This window comes from Achromobacter animicus, from assembly GCF_040775605.1.
Classification (GTDB): Bacteria; Pseudomonadota; Gammaproteobacteria; order Burkholderiales; family Burkholderiaceae_B; genus Achromobacter; species Achromobacter animicus.
In genome coordinates, this window is sequence record NZ_JAYGJK010000001.1 from 3,665,585 (window position 1) to 3,689,437 (window position 23,853).

The following is a 23,853-nucleotide window of genomic DNA, read 5'->3' on the forward strand; positions in this document are numbered from 1 at the left end:
GCTCAGACGATCCGCTTTTCGACCGCTTGCGCCCAGCGGCGCGCGACCGTGGGCGACGTGGCGCAGGTGGCGGACTCAGTGACGACGCGCACCGCGCGTTCCAGCAGCTGGATATCGGCCTCGTGCTGGCGTGCGACGTGGGGGTCTTCAAAGAAGATGACGCGCTGGCATTGGTGCTCAAGCACCAGCTCCGCAATCTGCGCATCGCCGCCCAGCGGGCCGCTCAGGTAGCGATGCACCCACGGCGTGTCCTTGGGCCAGCCGCGCGACCACGCCAGCTCATTGAGCCGGCCGCCGGTTGTGCCGGTGGCCACGCGCCGGGCAAAGCGCGACAGCACATCGAAATGCTCGCTGGCAAACGCCACCATCTCGTCCTTGAGCGCGTCGTGGGCAATCATCGCCAGCGTCTGACCCGAGAAATTGAAATGGCGCGACACGGATGCATCCGGCGCCAGCCCGGCGTGTATGCGTTCGACCTCCATCCATTCGATGGCGCCCGCCAGCGTCGAAATGAACGGACGGCCATGCGTGATGCACTGCCGCTTGAGCGCCAGCGCTTCGGGAAAAATCGACGACGGGTCAACGGGATCGATCAGGTAGATCGCGCCATCAAACGGCGCCTGGCCGTCACGACCTTCGGTCACGCGCGCCACCAGCTTCATCAGGCCGCCCTCGCGGCCGTACGGGTAACGGATCAGACCGGGATAACCCTGCAGCATGCCCTCGCGCACGATCGCATCATGGGTGCGCCCCACCGTGTGCAACTGCACGCCCAGCTCGCGGATGGTGGACGAACACGCACGCAGCCAGGTGAACAGGGCAGCGTCGGGGGTTTCATGGTGCAAACGATTGGCGGCCAGGCCAAAACGCAATTGGGCAGCGGGCATCGGTGGACTCGGCTGGAAAGGACAAACAAACGGATCCCCGATAATACCGTGGCGCGCGCGACGCGAGCATGTCATGCGCGAGACCGCGCCCGACGCTGCCCGCAGCCTGGCCGCTTCGCCCAAAAAAAACGCTCCCTACTGAACTGACCCCCGAAAGTTGGACATTGATCCAACCTTCGGGGGTTTTTACATGGCGAAGTACGAAGAGCAATTCAAGATCAAAGTGGTGCAGGCGTACCTGCAAGGCACGGACGGCTTCAAATCGGTGGCGCGCCGATACGAAGTGCCGCACTCGATGGTGCGGCGCTGGGTCGGGAGTTTTCGAGCGCATGGCGTTAACGGGTTGCGCAGGCAATCTGGCTCGTATAGCGCGGCCTTCAAACAATCGGTGCTGATCAAGATCCGGCGCGAAGGTCTATCGGACACGCAGGCAGCGGTGTTGCTGGGGATTCGTCATACAGGGCACATTACGAAATGGCGCGCCCAGTATGATGCTGGGGGTATAGAGGCGCTGGCGCGCAAGCGCCGAGGAGCAAGCATGCCGCATAAGTACCCCCCAGAGCCGGTGTCCAAGGACATGACCAAGGAAGAACTCGAGCAAGAGCTGGCCTATCTGCGCGCGGAGAACGATTACCTAAAAAAAATGAAGGCCTTGATCGAAGCGGAGAAGACCCGGGCGCTGGTTGGAAAGCGCAAGTGGTCCAAGGATTAAGGCCCAAGCATCCGCTGGCACTACTGCTACGCGTAGCCAAGCTGTCGCGCAGCACGTTTTATTACCACCTGAAGTCGTTCGGAGCCGTGGACCCGTACACCGAGCTCAAGCAGCGCATCAGCGCGGTTTATGCCCGTCACAAGGGCCGCTACGGCTACCGCCGCATTACCGCGGTCTTGCGCCAGGCCGGTGAGCTAGTGAACCACAAGACCGTGCAGAAGCTGATGCAGGCGCTAGGCTTGAAGTCGCTGGTGCGCGCCAAGAAGTACCGGTCCTACCGAGGCCAATCGCACCACGTGGCGGCCAACGTGTTGGCGCGCGACTTCGAGGCGGCGCGTCCGAACCAGAAGTGGGTCACCGATGTGACCGAGTTCAACGTGCGTGGCGAGAAACTGTACCTGTCGCCGGTGATGGACCTGTACAACGGCGAGATCGTGGCCTACGAGACCAGCCGCCGGCCGGTGTTCAGGCTCGTGGGCAGCATGCTGAAGAAGGCGCTGGCGCGGCTGCTGCCGACGGAGCGTCCAGTGCTGCACTCCGATCAGGGCTGGCAGTACCAGCAGCAGAGCTACAGGCGGATGCTGGTAGATAGATCGGTGACGCAAAGCATGTCACGCAAGGGAAACTGCCTGGACAATGCCGCTATGGAAAGCTTCTTCGGCACGCTCAAGGCTGAGTTCTTCCACTTGAATCGCTTCGAAAGCATCGAGCAGTTGCAAGCCGGCATCCGACAGTACATCCGTTACTACAATCATGATCGCATCAAGCTCAAGCTAAAAGGCCTGAGCCCGGTGCAATACCGAGCTCAGGCCTTCGGGCTTTAGCTGACCGTCCAACTTCTGGGGGTCAGTTCATACAGGGAGCGTCTTGTGCAGCCACGATCAGTCGGCTTCTTCGATCCAGGCCATCTGAATGGCCTCCAGGATCTTCTCGCCGCTGTGGGCGGGATCGTCGCTGAAGCCCGGCAAGGCCATGACCCATTCGCGCAACTGCGTAAAACGCAGCACCTTCGGGTCCACGTCAGGGTGCGCGTCGTACAGCGCAGCCGCAATCTCGTAGGTGTCGGTCCACTTCATCAATGGCCCTCTTTGGCGTGATTGATCGTGTACTTGGGAATCTCGACCGTCAGGTCGGCATCGGTCACCAGGGCCTGGCACGACAGACGCGACGTGGGGGTCAGGCCCCAAGCCTTGTCCAGCAGGTCTTCCTCGTCGTCCGTGGCGTCTTCCAGCGAAGAATAACCCTGCTTGACCACCACATGACAGGTCGTGCAGGCGCACGACAGTTCGCAGGCGTGCTCGATATCGATGTGGTTATCCAGCAGCACGCGGCAGATCGACACGCCCTTGGGCGCATCTTCGATCACCGCGCCTTCGGGACAGTAGTCGGGATGGGGCAATACAGTCAGTTTCGGCATAACTTCTTATCAGGCGATTTCGTCTAGTTTGCGGCCGGCCAACGCGGCGCGGATGCTGCGGTCCATGCGGCGCGCGGCAAAGTCGTCGGTCGCGGCGGACAGGGCCTGCACGGCTTGGGTGACGGTGACCACGTCCTGCGCCTGCTGCGCCGCGATCGCGGCGTCCAGGCACTCGTCCACCCGCTTGCGTTCTTCCGGCTCGAGCAGGTCGCCGTCAACGGCCAGCGCCGCCTGCACCGATTCCACCAACTGGCGCGCGTCAACCTGCTGCTCGCGCAACATGCGCGCCTTGGCATCCGTGTCGGCCTGCGCCACGCTATCGGCCAACATCTGCGCGATCTCGTCGTCGGACAGACCGTAAGACGGCTTGACGGACACCATTGCCTCGACGCCCTGGCTCTGCTCGCGCGCCGTGACGCTGAGCAGGCCATCCGCGTCGACCTGGAAGGTCACGCGGATACGTGCGGCGCCCGCCACCATCGGCGGAATGCCGCGCAGTTCAAAGCGCGCCAGTGAACGGGAATCCGCCACCAGGTCGCGCTCGCCCTGCACCACGTGGATGCTCATGGCCGTCTGGCCGTCCTTGAACGTCGTGAATTCCTGCGCGCGCGCCACAGGGATGGTGCTGTTGCGCGGAATGATGCGTTCGACCAGGCCGCCCATCGTTTCCAGGCCCAGCGACAGCGGAATCACGTCCAGCAGCAGCCAGTCTTCGCCCGGCGCCCGGTTGCCCGCCAACAGATTGGCCTGCAGCGCGGCGCCCAGCGCCACGACCTGATCCGGATCCAGATCGGTCAGCGGTTCCGTGCCGAACACCTTGGCCACCGCGGCGCGCACGACAGGCATGCGCGTCGCACCGCCCACCATCACCACGCCGCGCACGTCGGCCGGCTTGAGCGCCGCATCGCGCAGCGCGCGGCGCGCCGTGTCCAGCGTGCGCTCGATCAGCGGCTGGGCCAGCGATTCAAATTCATCACGGGTAAGCGTCAGATCGACGTCGCGTCCGCCCGACAGCGTCAGCTTCAGGCTCGTCACGTCGGCGTCCGACAGCGTTTCACGCGCGGCGCGCGCGGCCATCAGTAAACCGCGGCGCTCGGCGGGCGACAGTTCGCCCAAGCCCAGCTTCGCCACGGCATGATCCGCGATCCGGACATCGAAGTCGTCGCCGCCAAGCGCCGTATCGCCGCCCGTGGAAATCACTTCGAACACACCCTGCGTCAGGCGCAGGATGGAAATATCGAACGTGCCGCCGCCCAGGTCATAAACCGCGTAGACACCCTCGGCGGCATTGTCCAGCCCGTAGGCAATGGCGGCCGCGGTCGGTTCATTCAACAGACGCAGCACGTTCAGGCCCGCCAGGCGCGCGGCATCGCGCGTGGCCTGACGCTGCGCGTCGTCAAAATACGCGGGCACGGTAATGACCGCGCCCACCAGCTCGTCGCCCAGCACGTCTTCGGCACGCTGGCGCAGCACTGCCAGGATCTGCGCGGACACCTCTACCGGGCTCAGATCGCCCTGCGCCGTGCGGATCCGGACCATGCCGGGTGCATCGACAAACTCATAAGGCGCGCGCGTTGCCTGCGCCTCTTCCAGCGACCGGCCCATGAAACGCTTCACGGACACAACCGTGTTCAGGGGATCTTCGGCCTGCTGGGCCAGCGGCTCGCGGCCCGTCGCGACCTTGCCGCCGGGGAAATAGCGCACCGCCGACGGCAGCAAGGCATGGCCTTGCGCATCGGGCAGCACTTCAGCCACGCTGCTGCGCACGGCAGCGACCAGCGAATTGGTGGTGCCCAGGTCAATCCCGACCGCCAGCTTGCGCTGGTGCGGCGCGGGCGACTCACCGGGCTCGGAAATCTGCAATAAGGCCATGATTCTGTTTTTCTGGTCAGTAGGCCGCGCCGGACAGGCGCCCTTGACGGGAACGCCCCAGCGCGCCGTTGGCTATCCCGCGGGCTGCACGTGGGCCAGCTCCTGCGCCAGCTTTTCCACGAACATCCATTCCCGCACCTTGCGCCCGGCCGCCGCGTAATCGCGTTCGTCATCCAGAAGGCGCGTCAGCGTGGCGCGCATCTCGGCACGCGCCTCGTCCAGTTCGGCTTGCAACGCGTTCAGAACGTTGGCGTCGTCGCGCCCGTCATCCAGCATCTCGCGCCAGGTCATCTGCTGCATCAGGAAAGCGCCGTCCATGGACGTGTTGCTTTCGGTCTGCAGGTCCACGCCGGCCTGCTCGCACAGGTAGCGGGCCCGCAGCAGCGGATCCTTCAATTCGCGATAGGCCTCGTTGGCCCGTGCCGCCCATTGCATCGCCACGCGGCGTTCCGCGGGGCTGGCCGTGGCAAAACGGTCGGGGTGCACCTTCGCGGCGACGGTGCGCCAGGCGTGCTCAAGCGCCTGGCCGTCCAGGTCGAATCGTGCCGGCAAGCCAAACAGGCTGAAGTGATCGTCACCAGCCAAGACTTACACCGTGAACGACTCGCCGCAGCCGCAGGTCGCCTTCTCGTTGGGGTTGCGGAACTTGAAGCCTTCGTTCAGGCCCTCGCGGGCGTAGTCCAGCTCCGTGCCATCGAGATACGACAGGCTCTTGGGGTCAATGAAGACCTTCACGCCAAAGCTCTCGAAGACGACATCTTCCGCCTCGACCGCGTCGACATACTCCAACTTGTAGGCCATGCCGGAGCAGCCCGTCGTCCTAACGCCGAGCCGCAAGCCGATACCCTTTCCGCGCTTCTGCAAGTAGCGGCCGATGTGGGTGGCAGCCTGTTGGGTCAGGGTAACGGACATGATCAGCCCGCCACAGCTTCGGCGGTGGCCGAATGCTTTTCTTTGTAGTTCTGCACCGCGGCCTTGATCGCGTCTTCGGCCAGGATGGAACAGTGCACCTTCACCGGCGGCAGCGCCAGTTCTTCGGCGATCTGCGTGTTGCGGATGTTCATGGCTTGGTCCAGCGTCTTGCCCTTGACCCATTCGGTCACGAGCGAGCTGGAGGCGATGGCCGAGCCACAGCCGTAGGTCTTGAAGCGCGCGTCTTCAATAACGCCAGCTTCGTTCACCTTGATCTGCAGCTTCATCACGTCGCCACAGGCCGGCGCGCCGACCATGCCGGTGCCCACCGAGTCGTCCGACTTGTCGAACGAACCGACGTTGCGGGGGTTTTCGTAGTGATCCAGAACTTTGGTGCTGTAAGACATGTTAATTCTCCACGTATATCAAGGCGCGGGCGCTTAGTGCGCGGCCCACTGCACGGTGTTCAAGTCGATGCCTTCCTTGGCCATTTCCCAAAGCGGCGACATATCGCGCAGCTTGCCAACCCGGCTCTTGATCAGTTCGACCGCAAAGTCCACTTCCTTCTCGGTCGTGAAACGACCCAGCGTGAAGCGGATCGAGCTGTGCGCCAGTTCATCGTTGCGGCCCAGGGCGCGCAGCACGTACGAAGGCTCCAGGCTGGCCGAGGTGCAGGCCGAACCGCTGGAAACCGCAAGCTCCTTGATCGCCATGATCAGGGACTCGCCTTCGACGTAGTTGAAGCTCACGTTCAGGTTGTGCGGCACGCGCTGGTCCATGTCGCCGTTCAGGTAGACCTCTTCGATCTCCGACAGGCCATTCCACAGGCGATCACGCAGCATGCGGATGCGCTCGTTCTCGGTGCCCATTTCTTCGCGCGCCAGGCGGAAGGCTTCGCCCATGCCGACGATCTGGTGCGTGGCCAGCGTGCCCGAGCGGAAACCGCGCTCATGACCGCCGCCATGCATCTGCGCTTCGATACGGATACGCGGCTTGCGGCGCACGTACAACGCACCAATGCCCTTGGGGCCGTAAGTCTTGTGGGCCGAGAACGACATCAGGTCGACCTTGAGCTTTTGCAGGTCGATTTCCACCTTGCCGGTCGCCTGAGCGGCGTCAACGTGGAAAATGATGCCCTTTTCGCGGCAGATTTCACCCAGCGTTTCCACGTCCTGGATCACGCCGATTTCGTTGTTCACCATCATCACGGACACCAGCACGGTGTCGGGACGCAGCGCAGCCTTGAAGACATCCAGGTCGATCAGGCCATTGTCCTTGACGTTCAGGTAGGTGACTTCGAAGCCCTGGCGCTCCAGCTCACGACAGGTGTCCAGAACCGCCTTGTGTTCGGTCTTGACCGTGATGATGTGCTTGCCGCGCTCGGCATAGAAGTTTGCCGCGCCCTTGATGGCGAGGTTGTTGGATTCGGTGGCGCCGGAGGTCCAGACGATTTCGCGCGGGTCGGCATTGACCAGCTTGGCGACTTGTTCGCGGGCGCGTTCGACGGCCTCTTCGGATTCCCAGCCAAACGCATGGCTGCGCGACGCCGGGTTGCCGAAGTTTTCGTACAGCCACGGCACCATGGCATCAACAACGCGGGGATCGACAGGCGTCGTGGCCGAATAATCCAGATAGATCGGACGGGTGGTCATTTCTACAACTCCTACTTCTTATACGGTGGCGTTGGCAGCAACAGTGGTGGTCGGGGCGTTGGCGGCGGTTGCGCCTCCCACCCGGTTCACGCGCACTGCGCAGGCCTGCGCTTGATTGGTCGCTTCCTGCAATTGGCGCACACGCTGCTGGTCGACGAGATCCTGCAGGGACACCGAATCCAGGTAATCCACCATCTTGCGATTCAACGTAGCCCAGAGTTCATGCGTCATGCACTTGCCGGGCTTGCCGTCGTTGCCGCTCGTACAGTCCCGCTTGCCGCCACAGCTCGTGGCGTCCAGCGGTTCGTCGACGGCGAAGATGATGTCTGCAACAGTCACGTTGCGCGCCAGGCGCGCAAGCGAATAACCGCCGCCCGGGCCGCGGACGCTGTCCACGAGCTCGTGACGACGGAGTTTTCCGAAGAGCTGTTCCAGATACGAAAGCGAAATGTTCTGACGCTGGCTGATGGCCGCAAGAGTGACCGGGCCGCTATGCTGCCGCATAGCCAAGTCGATCATGGCAGTCACGGCGAAACGCCCTTTGGTAGTTAGCCGCATGGTGAATTCCCTGTGATTCCGGCAGTGGCCGCCAGCGAATCCAGCGGTCAATACCCGAGTAATTGGCTCAAGTATAGCCTATTCCCGACTAATTTGGTATGGCTCCCGGCTACAAAAAACCGCGCATCTGCGCGGTTTTTTACTGCCTTCTGCCCTGAGAGCCGCTCTGCGAGCGACTCTGCAACCGGCCGATCAGGCAGCCTGGTACTGGGTAGCGCGCTTGCGGACCAGTTCGAGAACACCCTGACAGGCATCTTCGAGGTAGTCCAGGACTTTGCCGAAACCGTCGGCGCCACCGTAGTACGGATCGGGCACGGTGGCTTCTTCGAACTCATTGGCAAAGCGCATCAGGAGCATCAGCTTGTGCTGGTACGCCTTGGGGCATTGCTGCTGCATGGCGGACAGATTGTCCCAGTCCATGGCGAGGATAAGATCGAAGTCACGGAAGTCTTCCGCGGTGACCTGACGCGCCTCGCAGTGAGTGATCTCGTAGCCGCGCTTACGTGCCGCAGCCTGCGCCCGGGCATCAGGCGCCTCGCCGATATGAAACGCGTGCGTGCCCGCGGAGTCGATGCGCACAACATCGCCCAAACCCGCGTCATTCACCAAATGGCGAAACACGCCCTCTGCGCTCGGCGAGCGACAGATATTGCCCATGCAAACGAAAAGTACCTTGGTCATCATGGAAGCAAGTGTGCGGGAAAACCCGAGATAAGGCAAGCTTTTTTTGCACCTGCGCAATTGACGTAGCGCAAATTAATGGGGCACATAATCCCAAAGAAATCATGGAGTTGCAAGCTTGTATTCAGGTAACCCATGAGACGCAACGCGTGCAAAATTCCGGAATGGTTACACCATGATGGCAGCGCACCACTTTTGCGCATTTTCAGCTTACCGTAAGCGAACAGACATGAATTGAAACATTTGGCCCTGCCCTACACCGCCCCGTCCAGCAGCACACGCTGCTTGAGGGCATTGAGCGAGTCTCGGGCGGCAGCAGCCTGTTCGAATTCGAGATTGCGGGCGTGGTCCATCATCAGCTTTTCCAGTCGCTTGATCTCGCGCGCCAGGGCCTTCTCATCCTTCAACAATTCCGCGGGAACTGCCGCTTCCAGCGTGTCGTGTTGGGCAGGGGCCACGATACCGTCGATCAATTCACGCACCGCCTTGTGCACGCCGCGCGCAGTGATGCCGTTGTCGACGTTGAATTGAAGCTGCTTCGTGCGCCGGCGGGCAGTCTCGTCCATGGCGCGTTTCATCGAATCCGTGATGCGGTCGGCATAGAGAATTGCGTGACCGTTCAGGTTGCGGGCCGCGCGGCCGATGGTCTGAATGAGGCTGCGCTCTGAGCGCAGGAAGCCCTCCTTGTCGGCATCCAGGATGGCCACCAGCGACACCTCCGGAATATCCAGCCCCTCGCGCAGCAGGTTGATCCCCACCAGGACGTCGAACGTGCCCAAGCGCAGGTCCCGCAGGATTTCGACGCGCTCGACCGTGTCGATGTCCGAGTGCAGGTAGCGCACTTTCACGCCGTGCTCGCTCAGGAAGTCCGTCAGGTCTTCGGCCATCCGCTTGGTCAGCGTCGTGACCAGCACGCGGTCGCCTTGAGAAACTCGCGCCTTGATCTGGCCCAGCAGGTCGTCCACCTGCGTGCGAGCGGGCAACACCTGGACGATAGGATCGACAAGGCCCGTGGGACGCACCACTTGCTCCACGACGTTGTCCGCGTGCTCCTGTTCGTACGCGGCAGGCGTTGCCGACACGAATACGCACTGGCGCATCCGCGTCTCGAACTCCTCGAGCTTGAGCGGACGGTTGTCCAGCGCCGACGGCAGGCGGAAACCGTACTGCACCAGCGTTTCCTTGCGGGACCGGTCGCCGCGGTACATGGCGCTGAGCTGGCCGATCGTGACGTGGCTCTCGTCGATGAACATCAGCGCGTCGGACGGCAGGTAATCAATCAGGGTCGGTGGCGGGTCTCCCGGCGCGGCGCCTGACAAATGACGCGAGTAGTTCTCGATGCCCTTGCAGAACCCAAGCTCCTGCAGCATTTCCAGATCGAAGCGGGTGCGTTGCTCAAGACGCTGAGCCTCGACCAGGTGGCCATCGTCGACGAACCGCTTGACGCGTTCGCGCAGCTCTTCCTTGATGGTTTCGATGGCGCGCAGCACGGTGTCGCGCGGCGTCACATAATGCGAGCCGGGATAGACGGTGAAGCGCGGCAGCTTCTGGCGGATGCGACCCGTCAGCGGATCGAACAGTTCGAGCGTTTCGATTTCGTCATCGAACAACGTCACGCGCAACGCGAGCTCGGCGCTTTCTGCCGGGAAAATGTCGATGGTCTCGCCGCGCACGCGGAAGACCCCACGCGTGAACTCGGCGTCATTACGGGTGTACTGCATGGCGACCAGGCGCGCGAGGATCTCGCGTCGGGCGATCTGGTCGCCCGCGCGAAGGATCAACACCATCGCGTGATAGTCGCCCGGGTTGCCGATACCGTAGATGCACGACACCGTGCCCACGATGATCGTGTCGCGCCGTTCGAGCAGGCTTTTGGTGGCCGACAGCCGCATCTGCTCGATGTGTTCGTTGATGGACGAGTCTTTTTCAATGAACAGGTCGCGCGTCGGCACATAGGCCTCGGGCTGGTAGTAATCGTAGTAAGAAACGAAATACTCCACCGCGTTCTTCGGGAAGAACTCGCGCATTTCGGCGTAGAGCTGCGCGGCCAATGTCTTGTTGGGCGCAAGGACCAGCGCCGGGCGGCCCATGCGCGCGATCACGTTGGCCATGGTGTAGGTTTTGCCTGACCCGGTCACGCCCAGAAGCGTCTGGTACATGAGGCCGTCTTCGACACCCTGCGTCAGCCCTGCGATGGCCGTGGGCTGGTCCCCCGCCGGCGGATAGGGTTGATAGAGGTGAAACGGGCTGTCAGGGAAATCGACGAATCCCGGACCTGCGGCGGGAACCCCCGCGCTCGGGTCTATTGCGCTCTTAGGCATGCTAGACTGTTCCAGGGTAAACCCCCCATTATCCACAGCACTTCGTACTGCGTCCACCCACCTCATCAGAGTCCCATGAGCACCCTATTCGATTCCGTCGAGCTCGCGCCGCGCGACCCCATTCTTGGCCTGAACGAACAATACAACGCGGACACCCGCCCCGGTAAAGTGAACCTGGGCGTGGGCGTGTATTACGATGATCAGGGACGGATCCCGCTCCTGGGCGCAGTGCGCAAGGCCGAAACCGCCCGCATCGAAGCCGCCGCCGCTCGCGGCTATCTGCCGATCGAAGGCATCGCCGGCTACAACGCCGGTGCTCAGGCGCTGCTGCTGGGCAAGGATTCCGCGCTGGCTGCCGCTGGTCGCGTGCTGACCACGCAAGCACTGGGCGGCACTGGCGCTCTGAAGATCGGCGCCGATTTCCTGCGCCAATTGCTGCCGGGCTCCAAGGTCCTGATCAGCGACCCCAGCTGGGAAAACCACCGCGCCCTGTTCGAACGCGCCGGTTTTGAAGTCGGCACCTATGCCTACTACGACGCCACCACCCGCGGCCTGAACTTCGAAGCCATGCTGGCCGACCTGAAGGCCGCGCCCGCCAAGACCGTCGTCGTGCTGCATGCGTGCTGCCACAACCCAACGGGCGCGGATCCCACCCCCGACCAGTGGAAGCAGATCGCCGCTGTCGTCAAGGAAAACAACCTGGTCCCGTTCCTGGACATCGCCTACCAAGGGTTTGGCGACGGCCTGACGGAAGACGCCTCGGTCGTGCGCCTGTTCGCGGACCTGGACATGACCATGTTCATCAGCTCGTCGTTCTCGAAGTCGTTCTCGCTGTACGGCGAGCGCGTCGGCGCGCTGACCGTCGTGGCCGGCAGCAAGGACGAAGCCACGCGCGTGCTGAGCCAGCTCAAGCGTGTCATCCGCACCAACTACTCCAACCCGCCCACGCACGGCGGCACGGTGGTCTCCACGGTGCTGAACACGCCCGAGCTGTTCGCCCTCTGGGAAGAAGAACTGGCCGGCATGCGTGATCGCATCCGCCTGATGCGCGCGCAACTGGTCGACAAGATCAAAGAGCACGGCGGCAAGCAGGACTTCAGCTTCGTGCTGAAGCAGCGCGGCATGTTCTCGTACTCGGGCCTCTCCGCCGCTCAGGTGGACCGTCTGCGTGAAGAACATGGCGTCTACGCCGTGTCCAGCGGACGCATCTGCGTGGCCGCATTGAACAGCGGCAACATCGACAAGGTGGCAGCCGGCATCGCAGCTGTGCTGTAAATCACCAGGCGGCCCAAGCCGTCTTCAGCCAGAAACGGGACCTGCGGGTCCCGTTTTTGCTGGCTTCGAGACCGGCTTGCTTTTTTGCGCTGCGTCCCCCAGAATGGCGCTGTATATATGTACAGTCCGCTCGCACCGGATCATCGCCATGGCCAGCAAACTCACGGATCGCCAACAACAAATCCTGGACCTCATCAGGCAAACGGTCACGCGCACCGGCTTTCCGCCGACGCGTGCCGAGATCGCCCAGGCCCTGGGTTTTCGCTCTCCCAACGCCGCCGAAGACCACCTCAAGGCGTTGGCACGCAAGGGCGCCATCGAGCTCACGGCCGGCGCCTCGCGGGGCATCCGTCTGAAGGACGCCGCCACCGCGCCCGCCCAGGCCTCACTCCCCATCCCTGCCCTCGCCCAGCTTCTCTTGCCGCTGGTCGGCCGTGTTGCGGCGGGTAGCCCGATTCTTGCGGCCGAGCATGTCGAACGCGAAGTCGGCGTGGACCCCAGCCTCTTTGCCCAGGCGCCCGATTATCTGCTCAAAGTCCGCGGCATGAGCATGCGCGACGCAGGCATCCTTGAAGGCGATCTGCTGGCTGTCAAAAAGGCATCTGAAGCCCGCAATGGCCAGATCGTGGTGGCTCGTATCGGCGACGATGTCACGGTCAAGCGCCTTCAACGCCAGAACGGCCATATCGAGCTCCTGCCTGAAAATCCCGACTTCGAAACCATCGTGGTCAAGGCCGATCAGGAATTCGCGCTGGAAGGCATTGCGGTGGGTCTTATCCGCACGCAAGCGCTGCACTAAGCCGGGGACCTTGTCCTGCACATAGCCAAGCCCTGCAGGCGGCTTACGCCGCCTACGCCATACCTCGCTACCGGTATGCCACATCCAAAAGAAAACCCCGCTCACTGAGCGGGGTTTTTTGCTTTGGGGCGGTCCGTAAGACTTTAGACACCCTTGGGCTTCGGGCGCCCTCTTTCGAGAGCGCCCTGGCGTTCAAGACGCCATCAGTGCTTCATGACCGGGTCGGTAGAGCCGGGTTCAGCCGGCTTGGCAACCAGGGGCTCCTTGACGGCTTCTTCCTCGGCCAACGGCTCCGGCAGACGCTCCAAGGCCAGTTCCAGCACCTTGTCGATCCAACGCACCGGCACGATCTCGAGGTGGTTCTTGACGTTGTCCGGGATCTCCGCCAAATCCTTGACGTTTTCTTCCGGAATCAGAACCGTCTTGATACCGCCACGGTGAGCCGCGAGCAGCTTTTCCTTCAGGCCGCCGATCGGCAGCACTTCGCCGCGCAGCGTGATCTCGCCCGTCATGGCGACGTCGGCGCGCACCGGGATGCGCGACAGGGCCGACACCATGGCCGTGGTGATCGCGATACCCGCGGACGGACCGTCCTTGGGCGTCGCACCTTCCGGCACGTGCACGTGCATGTCGTGCTTTTCGAAGACGCTGTCGGCAAAGCCCAGGCGGCGAGCCCGCGAACGCACAACGGTGCGCGCCGCTTCGACCGATTCCTTCATCACGTCGCCGAGCGAACCCGTACGTTGGATGACGCCCTTGCCGGGCATGTCCGCGACTTCGATCGTCAGCAGGTCGCCGCCGACTTCCGTCCACGCCAGGCCGGTCACCTGACCGATCTGGTTTTCCTTTTCGGCCATGCCAAACGCGTAGCGGCGCACACCGAGGTAATCGCTGAGGTTGTCGGCCGTGACGTTGACCGCCTTGACCTCGAGCGTCTTGCCCTCAGCCTTGGCGCGATCGCTTTGGGTCAGCAATTGCTTGATGACCTTGCGGCAGATCTTGCCCACTTCGCGCTCGAGCGCACGGACACCGGCTTCGCGGGTGTAGTAACGCACGATATCGCGCAGCGCGCTGTCGTCGACAGTCAGCTCGGTATCCTTCACGCCGTTGTTCTTCATCAGCTTGGGCAGCAGATGGTCGCGGGCGATGTGGATCTTTTCTTCCTCGGTGTAACCCGACAGGCGGATCACTTCCATACGATCCAGCAGGGCCGGCGGAATGTTCAGCGTGTTGCTGGTCGCCACGAACATGACGTCGGAGAGATCGAAGTCGACCTCGATGTAGTGGTCCTGGAATGTGTGGTTCTGTTCCGGGTCCAGCACTTCGAGCAAGGCCGACGAGGGATCGCCGCGGAAATCCATGCCCAGCTTGTCGATTTCATCAAGCAGGAACAGCGGATTGCGCACGCCAACCTTCGACATGTTCTGCACGATCTTGCCGGGCATCGAGCCGATGTACGTACGACGGTGACCGCGGATCTCGGCTTCGTCGCGCACGCCGCCCAGGGCCATACGCACGAACTTGCGGTTCGTGGCCTTGGCGATCGACTGACCAAGCGAGGTTTTACCGACGCCCGGAGGGCCGACCAGGCACAGGATCGGCGCCTTCACCTTGTCCACGCGCTGTTGCACGGCAAGATATTCGAGGATCCGTTCCTTGACCTTTTCGAGACCGTAGTGGTCGTTGTCCAGCACCGTCTCGGCGTTGCTGATCGAGTTGTTGATCTTGCTCTTCTTTCTCCAGGGGAGATTGATGAGCGTGTCGATATAGTTGCGCACCACAGTGGCTTCGGCCGACATGGGCGACATGAGCTTGAGCTTCTTGAGCTCGGCATCGGCTTTCTTGCGCGCCTCTTTGGGCATGTGGGCAGCGATGATCTTCTTTTCAAGCTCTTCGATGTCCGCGCCCTCTTCGCCTTCGCCCAACTCTTTCTGAATGGCCTTGACCTGCTCATTCAGGTAGTAGTCGCGCTGGCTCTTTTCCATCTGCTTCTTCACGCGGCCACGAATCCGCTTCTCGACCTGGAGGATGTCGATTTCGGTTTCGAGTTGCGTGAGCAAGCCTTCGAGGCGTTCGGAGGTGCCGGTGATCTCGAGCATCTTCTGCTTCTGCTCGAGCTTCAGGGGAAGATGCGCGGCGATCGTGTCGGCCAGGCGGCCAGCATCGTCGATGCCAGCCAGCGAGGTCAGGATCTCCGGGGGGATCTTCTTGTTGAGCTTTACGTACTGCTCGAACTGCGCAACGATGGCGCGGCGCAAGGCTTCTGTTTCGGAGCCCTGCATGGCGTCCGGTTCGATAGGCGACACCTGGCAGGTGAAGTGCGAATCGGCGTCTTCGATGGTGTTGATGCGCGCGCGCTGCGTGCCTTCAACCAGCACCTTCACGGTGCCGTCGGGCAGCTTGAGCATTTGCAGGATGCCGGCGACGCAGCCAATTTCGTATACGTCTTCAGGCGTGGGGTCATCTTTGCCGGCGGACTTTTGAGCCACCAGCATGATGCTTTTGCCCGCTTCCATCGCGACCTCGAGCGCGCGGATGGAGCGCGGACGGCCGACGAACAGCGGGATGACCATATGCGGGAACACTACGACGTCGCGCAGCGGCAGCAGGGGAAGGTCGATCGGGTCGGAAGGCAGGGTCTGGCTGGCAGACATATGAGGTTCCTCGGTATGACTCGGCGTATGGGGACGGGAACCCGGGTAATACCCGAGCAAACTCGTCAATTACGTCTGTTATGGGAACAATAGCCGAAAATTCAAGATCTCGGCCGCCTGGATCACCAAAAGGCCCCAAAAAGGCCCTGGAACCGTCTTCAGTATGCGGCCATGGCGGCCGGCTGAAAAGCGTGATCGTGGATGGAGAAGCGCCCTAGGCAAAAAAACCCGTTACGAGAACGGGCTTTTTTGAAATATCAGGCGGCGGCGTCGCGGACTTCTCCGCGCTCCGGCTTCTCTGGCGCGGCGTTTTCATCCGCGTAGATCAGCAAGGGCTTGCCCTCGCCTTCGATGGCGTTTTCGTCGAGCACCACACGCTTGACGTTGCCCTGCGACGGCAGGTCGTACATGGTGTCGAGTAGCGCCTGCTCGATGATGGAGCGCAGACCGCGAGCACCCGTCTTGCGACGCAGCGCCTTGCGGGCGATGGCCTTCAGTGCGGCGGGGCGCACGTCGAGCTCGGCGCCTTCCATGGCAAACAGCTTCTGGAATTGCTTGAGCAGGGCGTTCTTGGGTTCGGTCAGAATCTGGACCAGCGCGGCTTCGTCCAGCTCGTCCAGCGTGGCGACCACGGGCAGACGGCCGACCAATTCGGGGATGAGACCGAACTTGATGAGGTCTTCGGGCTCGACTTCGGAGAACAGTTCACCGACGCCGCGCTCGGACTTGGCGCGCACGGACGCCGAGAAACCGATACCGGACTTTTCAGTGCGGTCGCGGATGACCTTTTCCAGTCCGTCGAAGGCGCCGCCCACGATGAACAGGATGTTGGTCGTGTCGACCTGCACGAAATCCTGGTTGGGGTGCTTGCGCCCGCCCTGCGGGGGCACCGACGCCACCGTGCCTTCGATCAGCTTCAGCAAGGCCTGCTGCACGCCCTCGCCCGACACGTCGCGGGTGATGGACGGGTTGTCGGACTTGCGCGAAATCTTGTCGATCTCGTCGATGTAGATGATGGCGCGCTGGGCTTTTTCGACTTCATAGTTGCAGTTCTGCAGCAACTTCTGAATGATGTTTTCGACGTCTTCACCCACATAACCGGCTTCGGTCAGCGTGGTGGCGTCGGCCATGACGAAGGGCACGTTCAGCATGCGAGCCAGCGTCTGGGCCAGGAGCGTCTTGCCGGAGCCGGTGGGCCCGATCAGCATGATGTTGCTCTTGGAGAGTTCGACTTCGTCGCCCTTGATTTCGCCGTGGCGAATGCGCTTGTAGTGGTTGTAGACGGCCACGGCCAGCATGCGCTTGGGCGACGATTGCCCAATGACGTACTGGTCGAGGAAAGTCTTGATTTCAGCCGGAGTGGGCAGCTCGGAACGAATCGCCGCGCGCGCGGTGGCCTGCGCCTCTTCGCGGATGATGTCGTTGCACAGATCTATGCATTCATCGCAGATGAATACCGACGGACCCGCGATCAGCTTGCGGACTTCGTGCTGGCTTTTATTGCAAAACGAGCAATGCAGCACCTTAGCGTCTGCCGATCCCTTTTTTTCAGGCATATTTCTTTCGTATCTCAGGTAAAGATGCGCCAGGCCGGGTAAATGGCCTAGCGCATGCGCTTACTCAAACATGATGGCAGCGGGTCTGGTTCAACCGGGAAGTCAGCCTTCGGACCGGGAGGCCATGACCTTGTCCACCAGGCCATACGATACCGCATCTTCGGCCGACATGAAGTTGTCACGTTCCGTGTCCAGTTCGATGCGCTCCATGCTCTGTCCGGTGTTGTTGGACAGGATGCGGTTGAGGCGCTCGCGCAGGTCCAGGATTTCGCGGGCCTGGATCTGGATGTCGGAAGCCTGGCCCTGGGCGCCGCCCGAGGGCTGGTGAATCATGATGCGCGAGTTGGGCAGGGTGAAACGCTTGCCCTTCTTGCCAGCCGCCAGCAGGAACGCGCCCATGCTGGCCGCGAGGCCGGTGCACAGGGTGGACACGTCCGGTTTGACGAACTGCATGGTGTCAAAAATGGCCATTCCCGCGTACACCGACCCGCCGGGCGAGTTGATGTACAGGGAAATGTCCTTGTCAGGATTCTCCGATTCCAGGAACAGCAACTGAGCCACGACCAGGTTGGCCGTGGCGTCGTTCACCGGACCCACCAGGAAAATGAGCCGTTCGCGGAGCAGACGCGAATAGATGTCGTAGGCGCGCTCGCCGCGCCCCGACTGCTCGATCACCATGGGAATGTAGCCCAGGCCGGTGGGGGTCACCGAAGACCCGCCATTCATTGCCGCATAGAAATCGGTGAATCTCTGCATAGTGTTACGCCATCCCCATCAACTGATCGAAAGCCACCTTTTCGTCGGTGACCTTGGCCTTTTCCAGAACATGCGCGACGACGTTGTCTTCGAGCACGATAGCCTCGATTTCAGCACGACGCTGGCGGTCTGCCAGGTAATAGCTGACAACCTGGGCGGGTTGTTCGTAGTTCTGGGCGAACTCTTCGATGCGTGCGCGCACCTGTTCCGGCTTGGCTTGCAGCTGAGCTTGCTTGACCAGTTCGGACACCAGCAGGCCAAGGCGGACGCGGCGCTCGGATTCGGTCGAGAAAGCCTCGGCCGGGATCGGCACGGATTCGGCGTTGGGCACGCCGCGCTGCTTCAGTTCTTCGCGGGCAGCGGCGATACGGCCTTGCACGTCGTTGTCGATCAGGGCCTTCGGCACGTCGAACTTGCCGGCTTCGACCAGGGCGTCCATGACGCTGGCCTTGGTGCGGCCTTGCGAACGGACCTTGACTTCGCGCTCGATGTTGCTGCGGATGTCGGCCTTGAGCTTTTCGACGTCGCCTTCCGCTTGGCCGAGCGACTTGGCGAATTCGCCGTTCAGTTCGGGCAGGACGCCTTCAGCCACTTCCTTGATGGTGATGGTGAATTCGGCGGTCTTGCCGGCGACTTCAACGCCTTGGTAGTCATCCGGGAACTTGAGCTGGAAAACCTTGGTTTCGCCAGCCTTCAGGCCGCGGGCGGCTTCTTCGAATTCCGGCAGCATGCGGCCTTGGCCGAGCACGAACGGGAAGTCTTCGGCCTTGCCGCCTTCGAACGGCACGCCGTCGATGGCGCCGGCGAAGTCGAGGGTGACGCGGTCGCCGTCGGCGCTGGCGCGGCCTTCACGGGCTTCGAACGTGGCGCGTTGCTTACGCAGCACGTCCAGCGTCTGCTGGACTTCCGCGTCGGTGACGGCGGTTTCGTAGCGGGTGACGGCCAGTTCGGACAGGTCCGGCACGGCGACTTCGGGGTAGACCTCGAACGTGGCGGTGAACGCCAGCGTGTCGTCGGAAACGCCTTCCGTCTTGGGCTCGAGGTTCGGGGCGCCGGCAACGCGCAACTTGGCGCCGTCGATGGCTTGTTCAAAGGCACGGCCAACTTGGCTATTGATCACGTCGTAGCGGATGCTGGGGCCATGGCTGCGCTCGAGCATGGCGAGCGGCGCCTTGCCCGGACGGAAGCCGGGGACCTTGGCGGTCCGAGCCACGCGCTTCAATTGCGCCTGGACTTCCTTTTCGACGTCGGCCACCGAGACGGCCAGATCAACACGGCGCTCCAGGCCGGAGAGGGTTTCAACCACAGGCTGCATTAAAAGACCTATTTTCCGAGAGATGAGATTACGGGCGGATAAACGCGGCATTTTACCGGAACTTCCGGAACCCTGACGCAAAGGGGCGCGAGCCCCGGATTTGCCCGGATGCTCGCGCCCCGTTTATCGCCCAAAAAGCGAGGACGGACGCCTAGCCGAGAGGTTACTTGGCCTTGGCGATGCGGTCTTCGATGTGTTGTGCACGCTTGGCCGAGGACGGGTGGGAGCTCATCATATCGCTCTTGCCGCCGTCCAGCTCGGCCAGCTTCTGGAACGCGGTCACGAGGCCACGCGTATTCTGTTTCTTGGACTGCAGCAGGTCGAACGAATAATCGTCCGCCGCACTTTCCTGCGATTGCGAGAACTGCGCATTGATGAACTTCTCGGTCAGGTCGCCCAGTTGCGAGGAGCTCAACTGAGCCACCGTCGCGCCGCCAGCCGCGCCCGCCGCATCACGCGCAGCCGACACCGTGTAGGCGGTCTGCATCGCCTTCTTGGTGTGGCCCAGCGCCACGTGACCGATTTCGTGGCCGACCACGCCCATCACTTCGTCGTCCGTCATCATGTCCATGAGACCGCTATACACGCGGATGCAGCCGTTGGCCATTGCCCACGCGTTGACGTCCTTGGTGACATAGACCTTGTAGCTGGCCTTCTGGCCATTGACCGTGCTGCCCAGCGCCTTGGCGATCTTCTGCAGACGGGCGTCGTACTTGCTGCCCGGCGCGGCGGTCTTTTCCTGCGAATCGCTTTGCGCGCACGCCTTGTCCGACAGGGTCTTGATCTCGGCATCGCTCAGCGTGGCCGCCTGGACGACCTTGGCGCCGGCGCCGACGAGCCCACCGATGTCCAACGCATGTGCGGCCGAGTAAGGGGCGAGCGCAACGGCCAACGCGGCGACGGTGTAGCGGATCTTCATGGGAACAAACTCCTATTGACTTGTTCTATGCAAACGAGGCGGCAATTCTATATACGCCCACAGCTTTCGAAGCATTCCGGCACAGAGTTTCGCAAATGCGATTTTCTCTTACCAAATAGCCGAGCAATTCGAAGGCTGCCATGCTAAGCATCGCGAGGCCCTTTTAAAGCCGGTCAAAAGAGATGTCCGCTGTCCCATGGCGTTGATAGAATTGCCGCCGCGCTTTTTTCCGCAAACCCAACGGCTCGCACCCAACATGATCCCGAATCCCCCTCCCCGCCTAGGCCTGCTTCCCAGCCTCATCTTCAGTTCGCGCTGGCTGCAGCTACCGCTATACCTGGGCCTCATCGTCGCGCAGGGCGTCTACGTGATGCTGTTCCTCAAGGAACTCTGGCATTTGGTCACCCACGCCACCAGCTTCGGCGAAATGGAAATCATGCTGATCGTGCTGGGACTGATCGACGTGGTCATGATCTCCAACCTGCTGGTGATGGTCATCGTGGGCGGCTACGAGACGTTCGTGTCGCGCCTGCGCCTGCAGAACCATCCGGACCAGCCGGAGTGGCTTAGCCACGTCAATGCCAGCGTGCTGAAAGTGAAGCTTGCGATGGCCATCATCGGCATCTCGTCGATCCACCTGCTGCGCACCTTCATCGAAGCCGGCACCATCGGCACGCCGAACGCGCGCTTCACCGAAGCCGGCGTGATGTGGCAGACCATCATCCACGCCATCTTCATCCTGTCGGCGCTGGGGATCGCCTTGGTCGACAAGCTGTCGACCGGCAGCTCAGCCAAGCACTAAGCCAAGCCAGGACAAAAAAAGCCCCCACGCGCAAAACGTGGGGGCTTTTTTATGGATAGAACACCGGGTCAGAACCCGGAGCACTACCCAAGAAGCTCAGGCCGCGACCTTGATGTTCTTGGCGCTGGGACCCTTGGGGCCGGTACCAACGTCGAAAGTGACCCGCTGGTTTTCTTGTAGCGACTTATAGCCTTCGCTACGGATTTCGGAGTAGTGAGCGAAAAGATCCTTGCTGCCGTCGTCGGGCATGATGAAGCCATAACCCTTTTCGGCGTTGAACCACTTGACGATGCCGGTTGCCATGGGATGTCCTTGACCTAAAAAGCGATTGCTCGCGGGACGCCAGATCTTCAAGGATGGGAGAGGATAGCAACCGCGGCACCACTGACGGCGACCAAGGAGAACGCAGACCGCGTCGCTTGAGAATCTCGCTGAAACCAGTTTATTGGTGAACCCGGAAAAACGTCAAATGTCCGAAAGGGCTGGATTCGCGCCCCGAAAAGCCCGCTACACCCGCTAAAGAGCGCAAGCCGGCCCCCACGGCACGCTCAACATTTTCAACTTGCCACGTACCGATACACGTGGACACTGCGCCATTTTGAAAGCTCTGTGCGTGCCGCGCGCCCTACCCTGCGAAACCACCCGATTCCAGGAACTCGCGTTCGGCCTGGGTCGTCTGCCGTGCCAATGCCGCGTTCCGGTGCGGGAAGCGCCCGAACCGCTTGATGATGTCGCGATGCAGGACGGCCCATCGCACGGCTTCCGCGCCCAGCGGCTCCATCAACGCGATGGCCCGATTCTGCGCCGCCAGGTTCTCGGCGTGTTCGAACGGCATGTAGAAAAACTGGCGCAGCGAGGCGTCGACCGCAAGATCATGGCCCGCCGCGATGGCGCGTTCGGCAAAATGCAGCGCCAACGCGTCAGTGGCGAACATATGCCCGGTATCGCGGTAGGCGTTGCGAGGAAACTGGTCCAACAGGATCATCAACGCGATCGCGCCGGCGGGTTCGTCCAGCCAGGCATCGAGCCGGCGGGAAGCGGCCGCCATATGAGCGTCTTCGAAGCGCGCCCGAAAGGCCGCATCGAACTGGGCGCTTTTGCTGAACCACTGCGAGGGACCCGCGTCCAGCCAGAATACGACTACATCGTCGGGTTGCAGGGCGAACGGCTTTGGCGGTGTGGTGGTCATGGCGGCGATGGCTCGGGGGATTTGGACGCGCTGCCGCCGCCGAAGCGTTGGCCGCGAGGAGAATCGGCCGTCAAGGATACCGCGCAGAAAACAAAAAAGGCCCCGCGAGGGGCCTTCTTGAGAAAACTCAGATCCTTACAGGACTTGAATCTTCGTGGCTTGCGGGCCCTTGGGGCCATTGGCCGTCACAAAGCTGACGCGCTGGTTCTCTTCCAGAGACTTGAAGCCCGAGCCCTGAATTTCGGAGAAGTGAGCGAAGAGGTCCTTGCCGCCCGCTTCCGGGGTGATGAAGCCATAACCCTTTTCCGAATTGAACCACTTAACGACGCCGGTTTCCATACTGTATTTCCTAGAGATAATGGGCAAATGCCCGGAGGTCACGAATCAATCAAGGAGGGGACAGTAGAACAATAACGCTGAGCCGGAAAAGGCACGGCACTGATCGAAAATCGCAACGCTTGTGATCGTGTGCCGACACTATCGTTATGTTCCCCTCACAAGTCAACATAATCCTAAAAAATACGTGCCAATAATGCAACAAAGAGAAACTGCGCAGTTATTTCGCACGTTTTTAAAGGGTAAACGAGTCCCTGCATTGGTGTTAACACCAATACATCATAAAAAAACAAACAAGGCTTATATAAATGCCATCAAAAGCGCGTACGACCTGCAATACGCCGTTTGGATGACACTATGGTTTGCCGTCAGGCTTACTCGTCGATAGGTAAACCCAACAAGTCGAGCGCCGCGCCAAAAGCATCGGGACCCGAGCAAAGGAAAACCGCCACGTCGCCGGGATTCATATTTTCCAGCACTTGGTCGATCTGTTCTTGCGCATTATCAACATTGTCGACATTGGCGGCGTGTATGTCCGCTCCTGCATCGACTTTTTCGCGCGGCACGATGTCTGCGATCGCATTGAGATCATCTATGCCCATCACGACATAGACGCTGATGCTTTCGCCATCCAGCGTGGTGTGCAGCTCGACGCCGCCCGCTACGTCGGCAACGTGCCGACTGAGTATTTCCATTTCCATCTTCCTTGATTTGCGGGCTGAGCCCGCCAGGGCGCTGCACCATGCAGGTGCTCACGCACGCCCAGGCGCGACTATAACAGCCTTAGGCTAACGTTTCTTGGACAGGGGCCCCAGAGACTGGCGGGCGGCCCCGGACGTGGCCGCCACGCTACGGCAGCGCACCCCGGCTTCGGCCAACACGCGGGCCAGCGGCTTTTGTGCAGCCAGGAAGGCGGTCTTCTCGTCACCGGCCAGCTTGCACAGGAAAAGCTGGGCCTGGAGCTGCGTGCGGCGGGCCTTACGGTTGTCGGCCTCTTTGGCGAGCCATTCGCCCACCCAGGCGGCGGCGGCCTCGGCGTCGCCATGCTGCTTGACGTGGCCGAGCAGGTCGTAGACGGTCACGCCGTCGATGCGCTCATCCTCGCCGCGCGAGAGGAACAGCTTGGCGGACTGGCCCGTGTAGCCGGGGACGACCGCCAGGCAATCCCGTTCTGCGGGTTTTTTCATGGTGTTTTCGAATGTGGTTTAGCAAGAACCCCGGACTGTAACGCAGGCGCGCG

The 23,853-nt window shown here is 61.8% G+C and carries 25 protein-coding genes; 4 read left to right on the forward strand and 21 right to left on the reverse strand.

The window, feature by feature from the left end; genetic code table 11:
- Window positions 1-2: 2 nt before the first annotated feature.
- Complete coding sequence (locus AB3147_RS16565; RefSeq protein WP_175123398.1) at window positions 3-887, reverse strand: methylglyoxal synthase; 885 nt, start codon at window positions 885-887, stop codon at window positions 3-5.
- A 190-nt stretch (window positions 888-1,077) separates the two neighbouring features.
- On the opposite strand from AB3147_RS16565, the gene AB3147_RS16570 reads away from it, so the two are divergent.
- Window positions 1,078-2,423 (forward strand): IS3 family transposase gene (locus AB3147_RS16570; protein ID WP_370633084.1). Its coding sequence is split into 2 segments (ribosomal slippage): window positions 1,078-1,542 and window positions 1,545-2,423, totalling 1,344 coding nucleotides; the frame shifts between segments, so codons are not numbered across the junction.
- A 57-nt stretch (window positions 2,424-2,480) separates the two neighbouring features.
- Here AB3147_RS16570 and iscX read toward each other — a convergent pair.
- The 10 genes from iscX to uvrB all read right to left on the reverse strand — a co-directional run bounded on the left by iscX (window position 2,481) and on the right by uvrB (window position 11,012).
- Window positions 2,481-2,675, reverse strand: coding sequence for a Fe-S cluster assembly protein IscX (iscX, locus tag AB3147_RS16575; RefSeq protein ID WP_175123399.1), 195 nt, complete (start codon window positions 2,673-2,675; stop codon window positions 2,481-2,483).
- Window positions 2,675-3,016, reverse strand: a complete 342-nt coding sequence (fdx, locus tag AB3147_RS16580; RefSeq protein WP_013394592.1) for an ISC system 2Fe-2S type ferredoxin — start codon at window positions 3,014-3,016, stop codon at window positions 2,675-2,677. Before fdx ends, iscX begins: the two co-directional genes overlap by 1 nt.
- Before the next feature lie 9 nt (window positions 3,017-3,025).
- On the reverse strand, window positions 3,026-4,888 hold the full coding sequence (hscA, locus tag AB3147_RS16585; RefSeq protein ID WP_218344766.1) for a Fe-S protein assembly chaperone HscA: 1,863 nt from the start codon (window positions 4,886-4,888) through the stop codon (window positions 3,026-3,028).
- Between the two features lie 72 nt (window positions 4,889-4,960).
- Window positions 4,961-5,473, reverse strand: a complete 513-nt coding sequence (hscB, locus tag AB3147_RS16590; RefSeq protein WP_218344765.1) for a Fe-S protein assembly co-chaperone HscB — start codon at window positions 5,471-5,473, stop codon at window positions 4,961-4,963.
- Between the two features lie 3 nt (window positions 5,474-5,476).
- Complete coding sequence (gene iscA, locus AB3147_RS16595; RefSeq protein WP_175123402.1) at window positions 5,477-5,800, reverse strand: iron-sulfur cluster assembly protein IscA; 324 nt, start codon at window positions 5,798-5,800, stop codon at window positions 5,477-5,479.
- A 2-nt stretch (window positions 5,801-5,802) separates the two neighbouring features.
- Window positions 5,803-6,207, reverse strand: a complete 405-nt coding sequence (gene iscU / locus AB3147_RS16600; protein WP_175123403.1) for a Fe-S cluster assembly scaffold IscU — start codon at window positions 6,205-6,207, stop codon at window positions 5,803-5,805.
- Window positions 6,208-6,240: 33 nt separating this feature from the next.
- Window positions 6,241-7,452, reverse strand: coding sequence for an IscS subfamily cysteine desulfurase (locus AB3147_RS16605; protein WP_175123404.1), 1,212 nt, complete (start codon window positions 7,450-7,452; stop codon window positions 6,241-6,243).
- A gap of 18 nt (window positions 7,453-7,470) precedes the next feature.
- Window positions 7,471-8,010: a Fe-S cluster assembly transcriptional regulator IscR gene (gene iscR / locus AB3147_RS16610; RefSeq protein WP_056318865.1), complete on the reverse strand. Its 540-nt coding sequence runs from the start codon at window positions 8,008-8,010 to the stop codon at window positions 7,471-7,473.
- 192 nt (window positions 8,011-8,202) lie between these two features.
- Window positions 8,203-8,694, reverse strand: a complete 492-nt coding sequence (locus AB3147_RS16615) for a low molecular weight protein-tyrosine-phosphatase (RefSeq protein ID WP_006386176.1) — start codon at window positions 8,692-8,694, stop codon at window positions 8,203-8,205.
- Window positions 8,695-8,945: 251 nt separating this feature from the next.
- Window positions 8,946-11,012, reverse strand: a complete 2,067-nt coding sequence (gene uvrB, locus AB3147_RS16620) for an excinuclease ABC subunit UvrB (protein ID WP_367352459.1) — start codon at window positions 11,010-11,012, stop codon at window positions 8,946-8,948.
- 75 nt (window positions 11,013-11,087) lie between these two features.
- Between uvrB and AB3147_RS16625 the strand changes: the two genes are divergently transcribed.
- Complete coding sequence (locus AB3147_RS16625) at window positions 11,088-12,287, forward strand: amino acid aminotransferase (RefSeq protein ID WP_105239416.1); 1,200 nt, start codon at window positions 11,088-11,090, stop codon at window positions 12,285-12,287.
- A gap of 148 nt (window positions 12,288-12,435) precedes the next feature.
- Window positions 12,436-13,086, forward strand: a complete 651-nt coding sequence (gene lexA / locus AB3147_RS16630) for a transcriptional repressor LexA (protein ID WP_175123406.1) — start codon at window positions 12,436-12,438, stop codon at window positions 13,084-13,086.
- 203 nt (window positions 13,087-13,289) lie between these two features.
- Here lexA and lon read toward each other — a convergent pair whose 3' ends face one another.
- The 5 genes from lon to AB3147_RS16655 all read right to left on the reverse strand — a co-directional run bounded on the left by lon (window position 13,290) and on the right by AB3147_RS16655 (window position 20,286).
- On the reverse strand, window positions 13,290-15,740 hold the full coding sequence (gene lon / locus AB3147_RS16635) for an endopeptidase La (protein WP_175123407.1): 2,451 nt from the start codon (window positions 15,738-15,740) through the stop codon (window positions 13,290-13,292).
- A gap of 257 nt (window positions 15,741-15,997) precedes the next feature.
- Window positions 15,998-17,296, reverse strand: a complete 1,299-nt coding sequence (gene clpX, locus AB3147_RS16640; RefSeq protein ID WP_056562435.1) for an ATP-dependent Clp protease ATP-binding subunit ClpX — start codon at window positions 17,294-17,296, stop codon at window positions 15,998-16,000.
- 102 nt (window positions 17,297-17,398) lie between these two features.
- A complete protein-coding gene (gene clpP / locus AB3147_RS16645; protein WP_175123408.1) occupies window positions 17,399-18,052 on the reverse strand; it encodes an ATP-dependent Clp endopeptidase proteolytic subunit ClpP in 654 nt (217 codons plus the stop codon).
- Window positions 18,053-18,056: 4 nt separating this feature from the next.
- Complete coding sequence (gene tig, locus AB3147_RS16650; RefSeq protein ID WP_367352460.1) at window positions 18,057-19,367, reverse strand: trigger factor; 1,311 nt, start codon at window positions 19,365-19,367, stop codon at window positions 18,057-18,059.
- A gap of 163 nt (window positions 19,368-19,530) precedes the next feature.
- Window positions 19,531-20,286: a metalloprotease LoiP gene (locus AB3147_RS16655; RefSeq protein ID WP_367352461.1), complete on the reverse strand. Its 756-nt coding sequence runs from the start codon at window positions 20,284-20,286 to the stop codon at window positions 19,531-19,533.
- Window positions 20,287-20,542: 256 nt separating this feature from the next.
- Here AB3147_RS16655 and AB3147_RS16660 point away from each other — a divergent pair, with 256 nt between their 5' ends.
- Window positions 20,543-21,088 carry a TIGR00645 family protein gene (locus tag AB3147_RS16660; RefSeq protein ID WP_175123411.1) on the forward strand — a complete coding sequence of 182 codons (546 nt, stop codon included), beginning with the start codon at window positions 20,543-20,545 and terminating at the stop codon, window positions 21,086-21,088.
- A 96-nt stretch (window positions 21,089-21,184) separates the two neighbouring features.
- On the opposite strand, the gene AB3147_RS16665 is transcribed toward AB3147_RS16660, so the two are convergent.
- The 5 genes from AB3147_RS16665 to AB3147_RS16685 all read right to left on the reverse strand — a co-directional run bounded on the left by AB3147_RS16665 (window position 21,185) and on the right by AB3147_RS16685 (window position 23,800).
- A complete protein-coding gene (locus AB3147_RS16665; protein ID WP_042794090.1) occupies window positions 21,185-21,391 on the reverse strand; it encodes a cold-shock protein in 207 nt (68 codons plus the stop codon).
- 322 nt (window positions 21,392-21,713) lie between these two features.
- On the reverse strand, window positions 21,714-22,277 hold the full coding sequence (locus AB3147_RS16670; RefSeq protein WP_367352462.1) for a DUF924 family protein: 564 nt from the start codon (window positions 22,275-22,277) through the stop codon (window positions 21,714-21,716).
- 135 nt (window positions 22,278-22,412) lie between these two features.
- Window positions 22,413-22,616: a cold-shock protein gene (locus tag AB3147_RS16675; protein WP_006220190.1), complete on the reverse strand. Its 204-nt coding sequence runs from the start codon at window positions 22,614-22,616 to the stop codon at window positions 22,413-22,415.
- 371 nt (window positions 22,617-22,987) lie between these two features.
- Window positions 22,988-23,308 (reverse strand): hypothetical protein, encoded by a 321-nt coding sequence (locus tag AB3147_RS16680; RefSeq protein WP_175123413.1) that lies wholly within the window; start codon window positions 23,306-23,308, stop codon window positions 22,988-22,990.
- Between the two features lie 93 nt (window positions 23,309-23,401).
- Window positions 23,402-23,800 carry a hypothetical protein gene (locus AB3147_RS16685; RefSeq protein WP_367352463.1) on the reverse strand — a complete coding sequence of 133 codons (399 nt, stop codon included), beginning with the start codon at window positions 23,798-23,800 and terminating at the stop codon, window positions 23,402-23,404.
- Between the last annotated feature and the right edge of the window lie 53 nt (window positions 23,801-23,853).